At 50.1% G+C, this 17,824-nt stretch carries 13 protein-coding genes, 2 rRNA genes and 1 riboswitch (1 of these 16 running past the window's edge); of the genes, 2 read left to right on the top strand and 13 right to left on the bottom strand.

Features of this window, described 5'->3' with window-relative positions; all coding sequences use genetic code 11:
• Window positions 1-23: 23 nt before the first annotated feature.
• Together ACJJIP_RS05180 and ACJJIP_RS05175 are read right to left on the bottom strand one after the other, a co-directional pair.
• Window positions 24-398 carry a hypothetical protein gene (locus ACJJIP_RS05180; protein ID WP_020413575.1) on the bottom strand — a complete coding sequence of 125 codons (375 nt, stop codon included), beginning with the start codon at window positions 396-398 and terminating at the stop codon, window positions 24-26.
• Window positions 399-510: 112 nt separating this feature from the next.
• Entirely contained in the window at window positions 511-2,490 is a 1,980-nt protein-coding gene (locus ACJJIP_RS05175; protein ID WP_444946354.1) for an acetoacetate--CoA ligase, read from the bottom strand.
• A 157-nt stretch (window positions 2,491-2,647) separates the two neighbouring features.
• Between ACJJIP_RS05175 and ACJJIP_RS05170 the strand changes: the two genes are divergently transcribed.
• Window positions 2,648-3,529, top strand: coding sequence for a LysR family transcriptional regulator (locus tag ACJJIP_RS05170; protein WP_444946353.1), 882 nt, complete (start codon window positions 2,648-2,650; stop codon window positions 3,527-3,529).
• A gap of 38 nt (window positions 3,530-3,567) precedes the next feature.
• Here the strand turns inward: ACJJIP_RS05170 and ACJJIP_RS05165 are convergent, their stop codons facing one another.
• From ACJJIP_RS05165 to thiC, 7 genes are all read right to left on the bottom strand, one after another.
• Window positions 3,568-4,041, bottom strand: a complete 474-nt coding sequence (locus tag ACJJIP_RS05165) for a Dps family protein (protein WP_020413578.1) — start codon at window positions 4,039-4,041, stop codon at window positions 3,568-3,570.
• A gap of 342 nt (window positions 4,042-4,383) precedes the next feature.
• Window positions 4,384-5,133: a HesA/MoeB/ThiF family protein gene (locus tag ACJJIP_RS05160; RefSeq protein ID WP_444946352.1), complete on the bottom strand. Its 750-nt coding sequence runs from the start codon at window positions 5,131-5,133 to the stop codon at window positions 4,384-4,386.
• Entirely contained in the window at window positions 5,127-6,680 is a 1,554-nt protein-coding gene (gene thiE / locus ACJJIP_RS05155) for a thiamine phosphate synthase (protein WP_444946351.1), read from the bottom strand. Before thiE ends, ACJJIP_RS05160 begins: the two co-directional genes overlap by 7 nt.
• Before the next feature lie 7 nt (window positions 6,681-6,687).
• Complete coding sequence (locus tag ACJJIP_RS05150) at window positions 6,688-7,494, bottom strand: thiazole synthase (RefSeq protein ID WP_108734076.1); 807 nt, start codon at window positions 7,492-7,494, stop codon at window positions 6,688-6,690.
• A 2-nt stretch (window positions 7,495-7,496) separates the two neighbouring features.
• Complete coding sequence (gene thiS / locus ACJJIP_RS05145; protein WP_108734077.1) at window positions 7,497-7,697, bottom strand: sulfur carrier protein ThiS; 201 nt, start codon at window positions 7,695-7,697, stop codon at window positions 7,497-7,499.
• Complete coding sequence (thiO, locus tag ACJJIP_RS05140; RefSeq protein ID WP_444946350.1) at window positions 7,697-8,773, bottom strand: glycine oxidase ThiO; 1,077 nt, start codon at window positions 8,771-8,773, stop codon at window positions 7,697-7,699. Before thiO ends, thiS begins: the two co-directional genes overlap by 1 nt.
• A gap of 111 nt (window positions 8,774-8,884) precedes the next feature.
• Entirely contained in the window at window positions 8,885-10,795 is a 1,911-nt protein-coding gene (gene thiC / locus ACJJIP_RS05135) for a phosphomethylpyrimidine synthase ThiC (protein WP_444946349.1), read from the bottom strand.
• Between the two features lie 85 nt (window positions 10,796-10,880).
• Window positions 10,881-10,979: riboswitch (TPP riboswitch) on the bottom strand.
• 269 nt (window positions 10,980-11,248) lie between these two features.
• Here thiC and ACJJIP_RS05130 point away from each other — a divergent pair.
• Entirely contained in the window at window positions 11,249-12,175 is a 927-nt protein-coding gene (locus tag ACJJIP_RS05130; protein ID WP_020413586.1) for an SGNH/GDSL hydrolase family protein, read from the top strand.
• Window positions 12,176-12,260: 85 nt separating this feature from the next.
• On the opposite strand, the gene ACJJIP_RS05125 is transcribed toward ACJJIP_RS05130, so the two are convergent.
• The 4 genes from ACJJIP_RS05125 to ACJJIP_RS05110 form a co-directional block, all read right to left on the bottom strand.
• Window positions 12,261-13,817, bottom strand: a complete 1,557-nt coding sequence (locus ACJJIP_RS05125; protein ID WP_020413587.1) for a thioredoxin domain-containing protein — start codon at window positions 13,815-13,817, stop codon at window positions 12,261-12,263.
• Window positions 13,818-14,234: 417 nt separating this feature from the next.
• Entirely contained in the window at window positions 14,235-14,624 is a 390-nt protein-coding gene (locus tag ACJJIP_RS05120; RefSeq protein ID WP_020413588.1) for a hypothetical protein, read from the bottom strand.
• Window positions 14,625-14,902: 278 nt separating this feature from the next.
• Window positions 14,903-15,018: ribosomal RNA gene (rrf, locus tag ACJJIP_RS05115) — 5S ribosomal RNA — on the bottom strand.
• Between the two features lie 203 nt (window positions 15,019-15,221).
• Window positions 15,222-17,824 (bottom strand): 23S ribosomal RNA (locus tag ACJJIP_RS05110); it runs 275 nt beyond the window's last position.

The following is a 17,824-nucleotide window of genomic DNA, read 5'->3' as shown; positions in this document are numbered from 1 at the left end:
CCGGCCAGGAATAAACAAGTAGCTTATGGCTGGGAGCTGAGATTGCCAAGTAACGGATTACAATCCTGAATTATCACTCGCCCTTCGAGAATATTTCCCTTGGAGTATTCAGTAAAAATACATTGATTGGTTTTGGGGTCGTAGTTCTCAATCCAGAGATTGTCCTCTTTCCAGGTGGCGCCAATATGTCGGTAACCATCGGGCACGGAAATACGCATCACCCCACCGAAGCGTTTTACAAAGACCTGTTCGTAGTGGAAGTAATACGCCAACCAACCCGCAAAGAAGAAAACTGCGGCCGCAATAGCGCCAATTTTCAAGCTGCCCATACGGCTGCCAACAAAAAGGGAGAGAATGACCAGGGCGATAACCGCCGCCCAATAGAGATAAGTAACCATACCTGTTCTTCTGCCTTGAATTTATTGGTATTACTATATGGCAAGGGTAGCGCAGAACGCGGGTAAACAAAATGACGCCCGCCTACGTACCCTTCCCCCTTAATTAATAGCTTCAGTCCTCAGCCAGAGCCGGCAGGTTTTCGAACTGTGCCAGAGCCTCAGGGTTAGCAAGGGCTTCCTTATTCTTGACCAACTTGCCGTGCACCACATTACGCACTGCCAACTCGACAATTTTTCCGCTAATAGTACGCGGAATATCCGCCACCTGAATTACCTTGGCCGGTACATGACGCGGGGTAGTGTTAGCGCGAATAGTGGAGCGGATTTTCTGCACCAAATCCTCATCCAGTTCCACTCCCTCACGAAGCACAACAAAGAGCACCACGCGTACATCATCCCGCCACTGCTGGCCGATGCAGATACTATCGAGCACTTCCTCCACCTTCTCCACTTGGCGGTAAATCTCGGCGGTGCCGATGCGTACGCCACCGGGATTCAGTACCGCATCGGAGCGACCATAAATAATCACCCCCCCATGGGAGGTAATTTCCGCATAGTCACCGTGCGCCCAAACGCCCGGCCAGTTTTCAAAATATGCACTGTTATATTTTGTCCCATCGGGGTCATTCCAGAAGCCGATCGGCATACAGGGGAAGGATTTGGCGCACACCAGCTCCCCTTTCGCTGCAGTTACTGGTTTACCATCGTCATTCCAGACCTCCACAGCCATACCCAAGCCGCGGCACTGAAGTTCTCCCGCATAAACCGGCAAAGTCGGGTTACCCAGGGCGAAGCATGAAATAATATCGGTGCCGCCGGAAATAGAAGACAGGCACAAGTCTTTCTTTATGTCTCGGTAAACATAGCGGAAGCCTTCATGGGCCAGTGGCGAGCCGGTAGACAGCACCGCGCGCAGCTTCTCCAGTTTGTGGCTTTCCCGAGGCTTACAGCCGCTCTTCTCCAGGGCGGCAATATACTTGGCGCTGGTGCCGAATACGCTAATGCCTTCCTCATCTGCCATATCCCATAGGCCCCTGGCCTCTGGATAGAAGGGAGAGCCATCAAACAGCACCAGAGTTGCACCGCAAGCCAGGCCACTTACCAGCCAGTTCCACATCATCCAGCCGCAGGTGGTGAAGTAGAACAGGGAATCCTCACGACGCAAGTCGCAATGTAGGCGATGCTCCTTCAGATGTTGGAGTAAGGTACCACCCACCCCGTGCACTATGCACTTCGGCACTCCAGTGGTACCCGAAGAGTACATGATATACAGGGGGTGATCGAATGCGGTCTGGGCAAAGGTAAGTTCGCGCTTGGGCGCTGCAGCTTCGAACTCCGACAGTAACACCACTTTATCCAGCGGTTCTGCCGCTAGTACTTGAGCCGTTTCCTCTTGAGAGCGGGCGACAGGTACCACCACCAGCTTCTCAATAGAATCGATACGGGCCACTATCTCACGCAGGCGCGGCAGCGAGTCGATCACTTTGCCGTTATAGAGATAGCCCTCGCAGGCAAATAGCACTTTCGGCTCCACTTGGCCGAAACGGTCAAACACACCATTAATGCCAAAGTCCGGCGAACAGGAAGTCCAGATAGCACCGAGGCTAGTAGTTGCCAGCATGGCCACTACGGTATCGATCACATTTGGCATAAAGCCAGCCACACGATCCCCTTTGGACACGCCCTGATTGGCCAGGGCTGAAGCCAAGCGCTCTACCCGGTCGTACAGCTGCGCGTAACTGAGCTGGCGGCGGCTACCATTCTCCAGGCGCTCAACCAAAGCCGCCTTATCGTCGCGGTAGCGCAGCAGGTTCTCAGCAAAATTAAGTTGTGCACCGGGGAACCACTCAGCACCCGGCATACTGTCGCGGCCCAAGATCTCTTCTCCGCGCACACCAGCTTCTACTTCGCAGAAATCCCACAAATCGCTCCAGAAGTCCTCGCGCTCTTCAACAGACCACTGGTATAGCGCGTTGTAGTTTTCCAGCTGTAGCTGGTGTTTCTCATTAACCAGCCGGCGAAACTCATCCATTTGGGTTGAGGCTATGGCCTTTGGGCTCGGTTGCCAAAGGGGTTGTGCATTGTCCTTCATCTCAACAGACCTTGTAGGTTCATTATTCTCGGTGATTGTTTGACCTTCGCCAGGGCGAAAGCGGCAATCATGCCTTGCCCGACGACTTTAAACTATTTTAATCTTTCGATGGTTTCTTTAATAAAATTTAACATTCCCTGAAGTATCTGGAGCCCCAGTGAGCGCTACTATTAAACAACTTCGTGCCTTCGTTGTCGTAGCGCGCAGCCGCAGCTTGGCGCAGGCCAGTGCCCAGTTACACTCTTCCCAGCCGGCGCTCTCTATAGCCATCCGTAATCTGGAAGAAGCCACCGGAGGCCCCCTATTCAGTCGCGATGGTCGCCAACTGGTCTTGACCCCAGAAGGACGCGAGTTCCTGGTTCATGCGGAACAACTGCTTAATAGCTGGGACCAATCACTGGATGCTATACAGCAGCGCTTCCGCCTGGAACGCGGCCAGCTACGGCTGGCGGTTATCCCCGCTTTTGCCTTAAACCGGGTACCCTCTCTATTGGCTGACTTCCACCAGAAGTTTCCCCAAATCAATATTGTGCTGGAAGATGTGGTTATGGAACGGGTTGTAGAGGCGGTGCAGGAGGGACGCGCGGAATTGGGTATCAGTTTTCGCCCGGATGAACTGGGCGGAATGGAGTTTGTGCCCTTTGAACGCGATCGTTTTATCGCAGTAGTGCCCAAAGAGCACATATTGGCGGAAAAAAAGACAATACGCTGGCGCGACTTGGCCACTCACCCTTTTATATCGATGAACCGTGGATCAGCGGTAAGGCGCTGGACGGATACTGCCTTTAACCAGTGTGGGAAAGCCGCTCAATATGTTTGTGAAGCCAACCAACTAAGCACTATCGGGCAGCTGGTCAGGACAGGCTTGGGAGTCAGTGCCGTACCAAGTCTTTGTGAGGCACAAATGCGAGAGCATGGTTTAACCTGTCTGCCTCTCTCCGCTCCGGCGGTGACACAGGAAGTTGGCACGCTGCTCAAAAGCCGCGGCAACCTCTCTGCACCCGCCGGTGCTTTCCTGGAGTTGCTCACCGAGCAGTAAGCACCGCAGGAACAGTAACTTGCCCAGAGGGCCAGCCACTACTTGCTGCTGGTGGCGCGCAGCATCCAGGCAGTTTTTTCATGGACACTCATACGATCGGATACCAGGGCAATAGTCGATTCATCCTCACCCTTTTGCGCAGCTTTTAATACATCGCGGCAAGTTTTAATCACTTGCTCATGGCCCTTGGTGAGAATTTTCACCATATCCTCGGCTGCGGGAATTTCCACAACTTCTTTAATAGAGCTCAACTGCCCAAAAGCCTGGTAGGTGCCTGGCGCAGAAACCCCCAAGGTGCGAATCCGCTCGGCAATATCATCTACCGCGGTGGCCAGCTCGTTATACTGCTCTTCAAACATCAGGTGCAGTTCACGAAAAAATGGCCCGGTAACATTCCAATGGAAGTTGTGCGTTTGCAGGTACAGAGTGTAACTATCCGCCAGCAAGTGCTTGAGACCACCAGCGATCTTTTCCCTATCTTTTTCGCTAATACCAATATCGATTTTTTTCATTAAACAAATCCTTCTTCCAATACTTTTGTCACCGAAGTGGTTGTGATGCCATTCTGATAGCTTTAAAGATTTCTCACAAGCTATCGGGTTGATAGCTTATCTATATAGCCGAGCCAAGTTTATAAGACACTAAAAAGGCAAACATATTTATCCAGGCAACTAACTCGAAATATACCTTGAGTCTGGCGGAACCCTGCTCTAGAGCAACTGTAGGTCTAAAGTAAAAAGATAATTATTACGCCAAAAAAGGAGCAAAAATAAAGCATATTGGCTATGCATACGCTCATATTGCCAGCCCTGTATAAATCTACTGAAAGAAAAATTTAAGAGGAAACAAAGTTGCTAGGTATTACAAACCGGGCAATTACTATGGCTCGGCAGCTGCAAAGTTTGCAGAGCTAAGCTTTCCGTCTCGATTAAGTGCAATTTATTCAAGCTCGATACCGGCAACCCTACCAAGTACTTTATGGCCTCCAGAGCCTGCATACTGCCAACTACACCCAGCGCAGGACCGATCACACCTGCTGTAGAGCAGTTCTGGACTTCAGCCTGCTCCTGGGGCGGAAACAGGCAGGCATAACAGGGACCTTTTCCTTCAGAAAAATCAAAACTAATCAGCTGGCCGGAAAACCCCTGCACCGATGCCATTACCACCGGACATCCTGCCTGATAACAAACCCGGTTGATCGTATGGCGGATTTCCAGGTTATCGGTGCAGTCCAACACCAGATCCACCTGTTTTACCTGCTCACGCAGCCAGGATTCATTCGCCATTTGGTTGTGGGGGTGAATGCGAATAGTTGGATTGGCCGCAGCCAATTGTTGTGCAGCCACCATGGCTTTGGATTTTCCCTGGTGATTGGTTTTGTACAAAACCTGGCGCTGTAAATTGGAGAGATCGATATGATCACCGTCTACCAGGTGCAGCTCTCCAATACCGGCTGCGGCCAGATACATCGCTGCCGGGCTGCCGAGCCCACCTAAACCAACAATCAGAATTCGAGCAGAAGACAGTTTTTTCTGCCCCTCTTCACCCACCTGGGGCAACATTATCTGGCGACTGTAACGCTGTAATTCCTTACTACTTAACATGGCTCTACTTCCGCACGCTTACCTTTCAACAGGACATTAAAATCGGCAACCGCCTGCTTGTAATCTTCCGCTTTAGTTATAGCGCTGACCACGGCGATACTGCCAACGCCACTAGCGATAACCTCACCGGCCCGCTGCATATTAATACCACCAATTGCCACGAGTGGATAATCGGGCAATAGTGCTGCCATTCGCGCAAGTTTCTGCACGCCCTGCAACTGATCCGACATATCCTTGGTGTTGGTCGCATAAATTGCACCAATCGCCAGGTAGCTGGGGCGATAACGGTAGGCCAACAGTAATTCATAGAAGCCGTGGGTACTGATACCCAGCTTCAATCCTGCCGCTTGAATTGCCCTCAGATCAGCAGACTGCAAATCCTCCTGGCCCAAATGCACACCGTAGGCGCCGCACTCAATCGCCAACTGCCAGTAATCATTGATAAACAGGCGCAGGTTATACGTCCTGCCAATAGCCACTGCACGCTCAATCTGTGCGCGCAGGTCCCCACCCGGATTCTTTATTCGCAGCTGTAAAGTACGCACCCCCAGCTCAGCCAGGCGCTGCAACCACTCCACTGTATCCACAACCGGATATAAACCCAATGCTTGAGAGTCTGTTTGGGCAAACCCTTGAACAAGAGGCTGGGCCGCACCAAAACCATAATCCAGCGCACGCTCTTCTCCCGGCACCAAAATCTCCGGGAAGTCGATTAAATCCAGGGGCCAGCCACAGTGGCCTACAGGTCCAGCACCAGCGCCGATATGTGCATTATTTCCCCGACGCAAGCCCCGCTGTACATAGGCTTTACCCACAACGCAGGCATCTCGCAACGGGTAGCCCAAAGCGCGACAGGCGGCAATAGCGGAGGAGAGGGTGCAGCCAGTGCCATGTGTGCCTGTACTGGACACTTCCCGGCCAATAATCCAATCGGCCTTTTCACCATCCCACAGTAAGTCGGAAACTTCTCCCGCATGCAATTGCGTATGGCCGCCGGTAACTAAAATTGCAGTACCGCCCTGGGCGTGCAACTGACGCGCAGCTTGCACAATAGATTCCGCACCCGTGACACTGGCTCCGGTAAGCCATTCCAATTCATGTAAATTGGGAGTGACCAGATCACACTGTGGCATCAACTGAGCCAACACCGTTGCGGTAATATTCCCTTCGGTGAGCCCGGCTCCGTTGGTGGCAACAGCAACCGGGTCGTATATAACCGGAACCGGCTGCACCGCTTTCAGCTGGCGCAGGAAATCTGCCACCGCAACAACTTGTTCAGCATTCGCTAGCAGACCGATTTTAATTGCGGCAGGAAATAGATCCCGCTGTAAGGCCCGCAATTGTGAAGCCAAGACCTCTAGGGAAACTGCATTAATTGCAGTGACTTCCACCGTATTCTGTGCGGTATTGGCCGTGATAGCACTGCAACCATGGCAGCCGAGATCGGCAAAAGTCAGCAGGTCCGCCTGAATGCCGGCGCCACCGCCGGAGTCACTGCCGGCAATGGTCCAGACAATTGGCTTTTTCAATTGGAGTTGATCGCGCATAAAAATACTAATCCTGCAATATGCTCTCTGCCTGCTGCCAGAAAGGCATATCCAGGGTGGGGGTGCTGGGGCTGGCAGTTTGACGCCTGAGCATCAAGCCGGCATTAAAGGCGGCGCGCCCGGATTCCACAGCCAGTTTAAAGGCATTAGCCATCAGTACCGGATCCTGGGCTTTTGCAATCGCGGTATTCAATAACACCGCATCAAAGCCCATCTCCAGCGCTTCTGCCGCCTGTGATGGCGCACCGATTCCGGCGTCAATAATAAGCGGTACATCACTCAGGCGCTCGCGCAGTGTTTGCAGGTTATATTTATTGAGCAGGCCCTGCCCGGTACCGATGGGAGCCCCCCAGGGCATTAATACCTCGCAACCCACATCCAAAAGTTTTCGACACAACACCAGGTCATCTGTGCAATAAGGCAAAACCTTGAAGCCTAACTGAATTAATTCCCGCGCAGCTTCTACCAGACCAAAGGGGTCTGGCTGCAAATTGTAATCATCGCCAATCACTTCCAGCTTGAGCCAATCGGTCTGGAAAATTTCCTGGGACATTTTTGCCAGCTCCACCGCTTCTCGCGGCGATTTACAACCGGCGGTATTAGGCAACAACTGACAACCGGACTCGCGAATATAATCCCAAAATCGATTGTCCTGCTGCTGTGCCGGATTTTGCCGGCGAAGAGACAAAGTAATAATTTCCGAAGCTGAGGCTTGCACGGATTCGCGCATAATCGCTGGGGAGGGATACAGGGCGGTGCCCACCAAGAGCCGGCTGTTAAATGTTTTTCCGTACAGTGTTAGTAGATCGCTCACCTTTACCCCCCCACTACCGGAGCAACAATATCCAGGCTATCGCCGTTATTTATCTGTGTATTGCTATATTCCGTACGGGGAATAAATCCACCGTTGATCGCAACGGCAAACGTTTCTCCGCGATAGCCGAGCTGCTGTAAAAGCGCAGAGAGTTTTAGCGGGGATTCAAGGCTCTGTGTTTCCCCATTAATTAGTACCTGCATCAAACCACCTGTAACAGTTGTTGTGCCACTTGATTCTCCACTTGCTCCACTACTGCCGGCGCTAAAAGATAACCGTGACGGTAAAGGCCATTCACCCTAATCAGCCCATCCTCGCTGTGGATATAAGGCATATTATCCATAGTGGCGGGGCGACAATTTACGCGGGTCTCAACAATACGAGCCTCGGCAAAAGCCGGGTTGAGAGAGTAAAGCGCGGAAGACAATTCCATGCTGGAGCGCACGGAAATGGGCGACTGGTCTTCGCTCTCAATTTCTGTGGCGCCGATTACAGTGCGTCCATCGCTGCGTGGTACAGCGTAGAGCTTATAGCGTGGGTGGAGCAGTCGCACTGGACGCTGCAAAACCACTTCCCGGGATTCCACCACCATCACCTCACCACGGACACCGCGTAAGCCTTCAATCTGCCCCTTGGCACCGAGACCACGGCAGTCGATCACGCAATCAAATTGTTCGTGCTCCGAGTTCACAGAGATATACCCGGCTTCGCAATTTACCTTGCTGTGCTCTCGCAGAGTGACTGCACCTCGGTGCAATGCGCTGAGTAACGCGGGCAGTAGGCGGTGATTATTGATATCCGCCTCACCCCGCAGGTAAAGCCCCTGTTCAAAGCCGTGTAAGGAGGGCTCTAATTTCGCTAAAGTATTGCAATCGAGGGGCTGCACCTGCTCCCTGGCAGATTCACCCAACTTGCCCTGTAGGTCCCGCAGGAATTGCAGCAGCTCACTTTTATCCTTGCCATGAGCAACCAGCACTGAGCCCGCTCGGCGGTATTCCACGTCCTGCCCGCTCTGCTCCTCCAGCTGCCGGACCCACTCAGACCAAAGCTCAAGGCTTTTCAGCCCCAGGTTGTAAACCTGTTTATCGCTGTGCACCAATTCCGATAGTGGTGAGATCATTCCCGCTGCCGCCCAGCAGGCTCCCCCGACTGGTGCCGACAAATCACCCGCTTCAAACAGGGTAATATCCAGTTCCCGTTGGCAGAGCCGCCAGGCGAGCAAGCGACCTAACAGGCCGCCACCGGCAATAGCTACTTTGGCTTTGGTTTCGCTTGTCACAGACCACCTATCTTCGCAAATCCAAATCGACACCCGGCGATAAGCTCTGTGCACTCGCCGTACTTTTGCTATCCGATTCTTGGGGGAGAGGACTCTCCCCCAAAATACTCATCAGCCCTTGTGATAAATCTCGCTGCCCATGTCCTTAAATTTAATCGACATTTCCTCCATGCCCTGTGCCGCTTCCTGCTTGGCCGCATAATCGCGCACATCCTGGGTAATTTTCATGGAGCAGAATTTCGGGCCGCACATGGAGCAGAAGTGAGCCACCTTGCCGGATTCCTTTGGCAAGGTTTCATCGTGATAGGTGCGTGCCCGCTCCGGGTCCAAGCCGAGGTTGAACTGGTCTTCCCAACGGAATTCAAAGCGGGCTTTTGATAGGGCGTCATCGCGCTTCTGTGCCCGCGGATGCCCTTTGGCCAAGTCTGCGGCATGAGCCGCAATCTTATAGGCCATAAGGCCCTCTTTAACATCCTCTTTATTGGGTAGACCCAGGTGCTCTTTGGGGGTCACATAGCAGAGCATGGCGCAACCGTAGGTGCCGATAAGTGCAGCGCCGATGCCGGAAGTAATGTGGTCGTAGCCGGGAGCAATATCCGTGGTCAACGGACCTAGAGTGTAGAAAGGTGCGCCGTGGCAGTGCTTTAGCTGCTCATCCATATTTTCTTTGATCTTATGGATAGCCACATGGCCGGGGCCTTCGATCATGGTCTGAACATCGTGCTTCCAGGCAATTTCAGTCAGCTCGCCAAGCGTGTGCAGCTCGCCAAACTGGGCTTCATCGTTAGCATCCGCAATTGAGCCCGGGCGCAGGCCATCACCGAGACTAAAGCTCACATCGTAAGCCTTCATAATCTCGCAGATTTCCTCGAAGTGGGTGTAGAGGAAATTCTCTTTGTGATGGGCGAGGCACCATTTGGCCATAATGGAACCACCGCGAGAAACAATCCCGGTCATACGTTTGGCAGTGAGCGGCACATAGCGCAAAAGCACGCCAGCATGAATAGTGAAGTAATCCACCCCCTGCTCTGCCTGCTCAATCAAGGTATCGCGGAACACATCCCAGTTAAGTTCTTCGGCGATTCCGTCTACTTTCTCCAGCGCCTGGTAAATTGGCACAGTACCGATGGGCACTGGCGAGTTGCGCAGAATCCACTCGCGGGTTTCGTGGATATTGGCGCCGGTAGACAGATCCATCACTGTGTCCGCGCCCCACTTGGTAGACCAAACCAGTTTCTCTACTTCCTCTTCAATGGAAGAAGTCACAGCAGAATTACCAATATTTGCATTCACCTTGCACAGGAAGTTGCGCCCGATAATCATCGGCTCCACTTCCGGGTGATTAATATTCGCCGGGATAATTGCCCGCCCTTCTGCAACTTCCCGGCGCACAAATTCCTGCGTGATTTGCTCGGGGATGTAAATACCATCACGTGCCTTCTGGTATTCACTTTCACTCATTTCCGCTGCCAACTTGGCTCGCCCCATATTTTCGCGCACTGCGATAAATTCCATCTCTGGGGTAATAATGCCGCGGCGGGCATAGTGCATCTGCGATACATTCTGTCCCGGTTTGGCCCGGCGAGGGCTGGGAAGGTTTTCAAAGCGGATATGATCCAGCCCCTGGTCCGCCATACGCTTCTGGCTGTAGGCCGCTTGGCGAGAGTCCAGCAGTTCAGTATCTCTGCGGCCCTCTATCCAGCCCTGGCGCAATTTGGGCAGCCCTTCCCGTACATCCACTTTAAAATTGGGTTCAGAATAGGGGCCCGAAGTGTCGTAAATAGTGAGGGGCTCATTGGGTTCAAACACCGGATTCTCTTCATCCCCGCCTACCAGACTATCTCCCAAACAGATCTGGCGGGCACCAACCTGGATGTCGGGAGTTTCACCGGGCAAATACACCTTGCTCGAGTTGGGGAAAGACTGAACTGTAAGATTCTCAAGAAATTCTTTAGCGGAATCGCGACTGGCAGCGCGGGAGGACTTTCCGGCTTTACCGGATTGTTCAATGATCTCAGACATGCGTAACCTTAAAACTTGGGAATTTAAAGGTCGCAGCATCCAGGGCACATACAAAGAGAAAAGACGCCAAACTGTAAAAAAACAGGCGACTTCAGATCTTGTTCCCTACGCGGGGGTTACCCCGATCAGGTTCAACGGATCTCGCATCAGCGATCTCAGCCCACAGGCACTCCGACAAGTAGAGCGCAGTATAGTGGAAGCTAACAGATATGAACAGAAGGTCACCCGGGCGGATAAATATCATCGCATAGATCTTTAATAGAAGTGGCCTTGCAGAAAGAAATGTTACAGACGACAAAACCCCAACCCACTTCAACTTATTAAACTCTGACTAATTAGTCGGAAGCATTCACTTCTCTCCCTTTTCCACTCCGACCTACACTCCACTGGTTCACCGATGCAGTACCAAAAAAATAATTATCTACGACGAAAGTCGGTGTGGGAGAAAACACAATGTGGAATAAATATGGAGTAGTAATAACCCTGGCTTTGTGCGTTTTGTCGATACAGCCAGCAATGGCAGCCCCCTCCAAGTCGGTCGCCGCGGGTGACAGTATTACCATGGCATTCGGAGCGGACTGTACCCGCAATAAGTATTTCTGGGATCTTTTCTGTCTCCTTGGTGGAGACCAACCAGAGCACTCCTGGTTTGATGGTGATGACAATTCAGTTGAAAGTATTCATGACAAGTATAAAGTTAATTCACCAAATATGGCCGCTAATAAAAATGCGGCGGAATCTGGAGCGGAAATGCTCAGTGGTGGAGACAATTTCTCTACTCAAGCCGACCGGATTCTTTCGCAGAATAATGTAGCTGACCACGTAGAAGTAGTTTTAGGCGGTAATGATATCTGTAACCGCGAGTGTGTAGATCCGGCGAATTGTGATGATCCACTTTACACTGATAGTGAATGGCGCTCTGCAATTCGCGCGGGGTTAGACAAACTGGTCGAAGGCCTGCCCAATGGCTCTACTATTCTTCTCGGTTCGGTACCCCGTGTACAAGACCTGCGCGCAGCAGGGTTGGAAAAGCAAGCCGGAAACTCTCGGGTAGACTGTGAAAGTGTCTGGTCTACCTTTGGTATCTGCCGAATTGCTACCAATGGCGGTACTATGAATGGAGAGGATTTTACCACTCGCTACAACGGTATTAGCGCAGCCCAACGTCGATATAACGAAATACTTGCCGAGGAGGCAGAAAGCTATAATGGCACCAATGGCGTTGAAGTAATAGCCGAGTACACTGGTGAAGGTGAGGTAAATGCCGGTACTTTCCAATTTGGTAAGGACGATATTGATGGCGGTGACTGCTTCCATCCCAGTGTCCAAGGCCAGAATATAGTGGCTGATCTTTTGTGGCAAGGCAATACAGATAAGTAATTAAGTTCAAATTTTACTGCTCGGTGGATATAGAGCCTGTTGCTTTTTTAGATTGTTGTTACAGCAGGCTCATTTCTTATTTCTGTTATTCTTTCTCGCTATCCGGCTCTTCTTCAAAGTATCCTAACTCTTCAACAACGTACTGTAATCGATGTGGCAATCCCTTACGCATGAATGCCACATCAATTATCTTTCCGCTGGTCAGCGCATCCCATAGGGCATTTTGACCACTATGAACCCAGCTATCATTAACCCTCAGCAATACATCATTTTCCTGAAAGCCTAATGCAGTAAAGAATTCATTATCAGCAACGCCTTCCAGTCGCATCAGGTGATACCCTTCGACTTCCAGTTCTGCCTCTGTAAACTTAGACTCCAGGATTTCACGCTCCTCCAATTGTCTACTCAACCATTCCTGCCCCAGGGTAAGCACTCCAGATGGAGAGATTAGCTGACGGGTTCCAGGTCCCATCGGTTGTTCAATACGACGCTTAAGTTTCTCACTATGTATATATGACTGGGTCAATAAAATATCAGTGCCCTCTTCACCTTCAAGGGGAAGTTTCGCCAATCCCTCATTGCTCTCAATGACGGCAAACTTGGAATAGAGCCGCAGCAGCGAGACTCCCTCTAAAAGCGCTTGTCCCAAAGTGAAATATTGAGCCGTTGCCCCATTCACTTCAATTAATGCTTTTGATCTATTTTTGACACTCGACTCGCTAATCCCAAGCAGTCGAAGCGGCAATTTAGTTAAGGGTAAATTTCGCTCATTGATATTATTGCTATCTTTCTGGACAGCTTCATCTTTTGGGTTTATTCCCAAAGAATACAATTCCTTTTCAATCCAGAAAGAATACTGTTCAAAAGTGCGAGGTCCCTTTAGGTATAAGCCGTTGATAAAAACTACGGGTACATTTTTTAGTCCAAGAGCAATGGCTAGTTTTTGGTCTTCAAGCACCTGAGATCTATATAGCCCGTCAGCTCTACAACGATCAAACTGTGAACTATCCATTTGAAGCTGTTTAGCCAAGCGTACGTATTCGTTTTTATTAACGCTTGGAGCCAGAGTATATAATGCATCATGGTACTCCCAAAACTTGCTTTGCTCTGCTGCACAACGTGTTACAGCTGCAGCCATTACACCCTCTCTATGAAACTTCAAAGGAAAATCGAAATTAACCTGCCTTATCCATTCCTGATACTCAACCATTAAGCGCCTAAACACAGGCTGAGTGGATTTACAATGTGGCGACTGAAAAGAACAAAATACTGCGATGGTGACAGGCGCCCGGGGATTTCCTCGAATATTTCGTGCACTATAAGTCAGCTCGATACGAGGCGGCTGTGGAAAAGGTAATAATATCTCGATATCAGCTCTACCCTCCCCCGTACTACCTATTAATTCATGAAGCTTATTTAATCGTAACTCGTATTGCATTTCAGCTATATCATATAGAGCAAATTGAAGCTCGCTATCCAGTGCCTCAATGCTAATTTCATGCTTACCTACCCGAGCTGCAATCTCTCGATGCTTCGTTTTTTCATAACCTAAAGGAAAATCAGAAAACTTTGAATAACCACTAAAAATAGTGAAAGTGGTCAAAGCTCCCAAGACTACATAAAGAAACTTAAGCTTCCACATGGTTTATATCCTCATGGTGTTTTATTTATGTTACCAGGGAAGATATTTTCTAGCCTTACTTGGTAGAATTTCTAAGAAATAATTTATAGAAGTGGGAACTAAGCTTACCTTTTGGCACCGCATTCAGCAGAAATTTAACATCCCATATTTACGATGCAATGGTCTTTAATAGTCAATACTGTTAGAATTAAAGTGAAGGAACGCTATAATCGATACTTTGCATATCGACTTTATATATAAATATAAAGTAATGAATGACATCTAGTGAAAGTTGAAAATATAAGAGATAAATCTTATAAATTCAAAACAACAGCCCCTAAAAGCCATTTAATGAAAGTAAAATCGTCCTGACAGAATAATGCTCTTTTAATATAACTTTTAAAAGAGCACCTGATTCACTATCTGATTTAAATCGAATTAGTTTTTATTGTTTGTAGCAGTATCTTTTTCCTTATAGGTGGTTCCCACCATCGAAATACAGTTTGGGCAGCCAGAATACCCCTTACCATAGGATGTTCCCCCTCCTGTTCCGAGTTGCTGGTGCTCTATAACAATCACATGCCCCCCTAACTGTGCCGCTTGATTCTTCAAATCAGTTCGGCATTGCTTTATATTAGTGATTGCTGATCGTGCATTAAATCCAAAGTTACAAGCAACCTCACCAACTTCATAATATTTATCAAGATCAGAAATAGATATCTGTTGCACAATTTGTATATCTCTTCCTGCATCTGTTAATTCCACAGTTGCACAAGAAGATAGCAGCATAATTAAAGCAATTATTAAAAATCTCACCCTACCTGGCATAAAGCCCCCTTGACCCTATTTATTATTTTCAAAAGGATTATTACTTCATAGCGACTGAAATAGTCAGTTACAGCCCACATGTTACTTATTGTATTCCAGTTAAGTATTATCTTTTAGTGAAGCTAATCAAGTAATTTGAAGCCTAAAAATAGATAAACACAACCCACATCCGGACTTTACGGCCTTTCCCAGAGTACGGAATCATAATTTAGGTCTTTGTTTGTTTTTTTCACACATAAAAAAAGGGCCACCCATTGGGTGGCCCTTTCGGATTAGAAGCCTGACGATGACCTACTCTCACATGGGGAAGCCCCACACTACCATCGGCGATGTTGCGTTTCACTTCTGAGTTCGGCAAGGGATCAGGTGGTTCCACAACTCTATTGTCGTCAGGCAAACTGGCTTGGGTTGGCGCTGGTCTTATAAGCAATGTGCTTGGCCTGCCGCGTTATCGCTGTTTGCCTCGGTCATGTTGTTGACCGGCGATAACCCCAAATAAGTCGGTAAAACAATCTGTAGTAATACACCGCAAGCGATCGTATGTCTCTAACTCACAATCCGCTAGCTTAGCTAGTCGTTAGTAACCATCTCTGTTGTATGGTCAAGCCGCACGGGCAATTAGTACTGGTTAGCTCAACGCCTCACAACGCTTCCACACCCAGCCTATCAACGTGGTAGTCTTCCACGGCCCTTTAGGGGAATCAAGTTCCCAGGGAGATCTTATCTTGAAGGAGGCTTCCCGCTTAGATGCTTTCAGCGGTTATCCCGTCCGAACATAGCTACCCGGCAATGCCACTGGCGTGACAACCGGAACACCAGAGGTTCGTTCACTCCGGTCCTCTCGTACTAGGAGCAACTCTTCTCAAATCTCCAACGCCCACGGCAGATAGGGACCGAACTGTCTCACGACGTTCTAAACCCAGCTCGCGTACCACTTTAAATGGCGAACAGCCATACCCTTGGGACCGGCTTCAGCCCCAGGATGTGATGAGCCGACATCGAGGTGCCAAACACCGCCGTCGATGTGAACTCTTGGGCGGTATCAGCCTGTTATCCCCGGAGTACCTTTTATCCGTTGAGCGACGACCCTTCCATACAGAATCGCCGGATCACTATGACCTACTTTCGTACCTGCTCGACATGTCTGTCTCGCAGTCAAGCGCACTTATACCATTATGCTCATTGCATGATTTCCGACCATGCTGAGTGCACCTTCGTACTCCTCCGTTACTCTTTGGGAGGAGACCGCCCCAGTCAAACTACCCACCATACACTGTCCTCGATCCGGATAACGGACCAGAGTTAGAACCTCAAACATACCAGGGTGGTATTTCAAGGACGGCTCCACAACAACTAGCGTCGCTGCTTCAAAGCCTCCCACCTATCCTACACAAATAGGCTCAAAGTTCAGTGCAAAGCTGTAGTAAAGGTTCACGGGGTCTTTCCGTCTAGCCGCGGGTACACTGCATCTTAACAGCGATTTCAATTTCACTGAGTCTCTGGTGGAGACAGCGTGGCCATCGTTACGCCATTCGTGCAGGTCGGAACTTACCCGACAAGGAATTTCGCTACCTTAGGACCGTTATAGTTACGGCCGCCGTTTACCGGGGCTTCGATCAAGAGCTTCGCCGAAGCTAACCCCATCAATTAACCTTCCGGCACCGGGCAGGCGTCACACCCTATACGTCCACTTACGTGTTTGCAGAGTGCTATGTTTTTAATAAACAGTCGCAGCCACCTGGTCACTTCGACCGGCCTCAGCTTAGGGAGCAAGTCCCATCACCAAAACCGGCGTACCTTCTCCCGAAGTTACGGTACCATTTTGCCTAGTTCCTTCACCAGAGTTCTCTCAAGCGCCTTGGTATTCTCTACCTGACCACCTGTGTCGGTTTAGAGTACGGTTCACTATTGCCTGAAGCTTAGAAGTTTTTCCTGGAAGCAGGGCATCAACCACTTCGTCTCTAAAAGAGACTCGTCATCAGTTCTCAGCCTTAGGGACCCGGATTTGCCTAAGTCCCCAGCCTACAACCTTAAACATGGACAACCAATCGCCATGCTGGCCTAGCCTTCTCCGTCACTCCATCGCAGCAATAGCGAGTACAGGAATATTAACCTGTTTTCCATCGACTACGGCTTTCGCCCTCGCCTTAGGGGCCGACTAACCCTGTCCCGATTAGCGTTGGACAGGAACCCTTGGTCTTCCGGCGGGGAGGTTTTTCACCTCCCTTATCGTTACTCATGTCAGCATTCGCACTTGTGATACCTCCAGCAGACCTCCCGATCCACCTTCAACGGCTTACACAACGCTCCTCTACCATGCCCGAAGGCATCCGCAGCTTCGGTTACCAATTTAGCCCCGGTATATCTTCCGCGCAGGCCGACTCGACTAGTGAGCTATTACGCTTTCTTTAAAGGATGGCTGCTTCTAAGCCAACCTCCTAGCTGTCTGGGCCTTCCCACATCGTTTCCCACTTAATTGGTATTTGGGACCTTAGCTGGCGGTCTGGGTTGTTTCCCTTTCCACGACGGACGTTAGCACCCGCCGTGTGTCTCCCGCGATTGCACTCCTCGGTATTCGGAGTTTGCATGGGGTTGGTAAGTCGGGATGACCCCCTAGCCCAAACAGTGCTCTACCCCCGAGGGTGAGACGCGAGGCGCTACCTAAATAGCTTTCGAGGAGAACCAGCTATCTCCCGGCTTGATTAGCCTTTCACTCCGATCCACAGGTCATCCCCTAATTTTTCAACATTAGTGGGTTCGGTCCTCCAGTTGATGTTACTCAACCTTCAACCTGCCCATGGATAGATCGCCGGGTTTCGGGTCTATTGCCTGCAACTAAACGCCCTATTAAGACTCGATTTCTCTACGGCTCCCCTAAGCGGTTAACCTTGCTACAGACAATAAGTCGCTGACCCATTATACAAAAGGTACGCAGTCACCCCGAAGGGCTCCTACTGCTTGTACGTATACGGTTTCAGGTTCTATTTCACTCCCCTCTCCGGGGTTCTTTTCGCCTTTCCCTCACGGTACTGGTTCACTATCGGTCAGCTGGGAGTATTTAGCCTTGGAGGATGGTCCCCCCATATTCAGTCAAGATAACACGTGTCCCGACCTACTCGATTTCACTCTAAATGCCTTTTCGTGTACGGGGCTATCACCCTGTATCGCGGTACTTTCCAGAACCTTCCACTAAAACATAA

Source organism: Microbulbifer variabilis (genome assembly GCF_052467165.1).
This window is presented reverse-complemented; position numbering and strand designations above follow the sequence as displayed.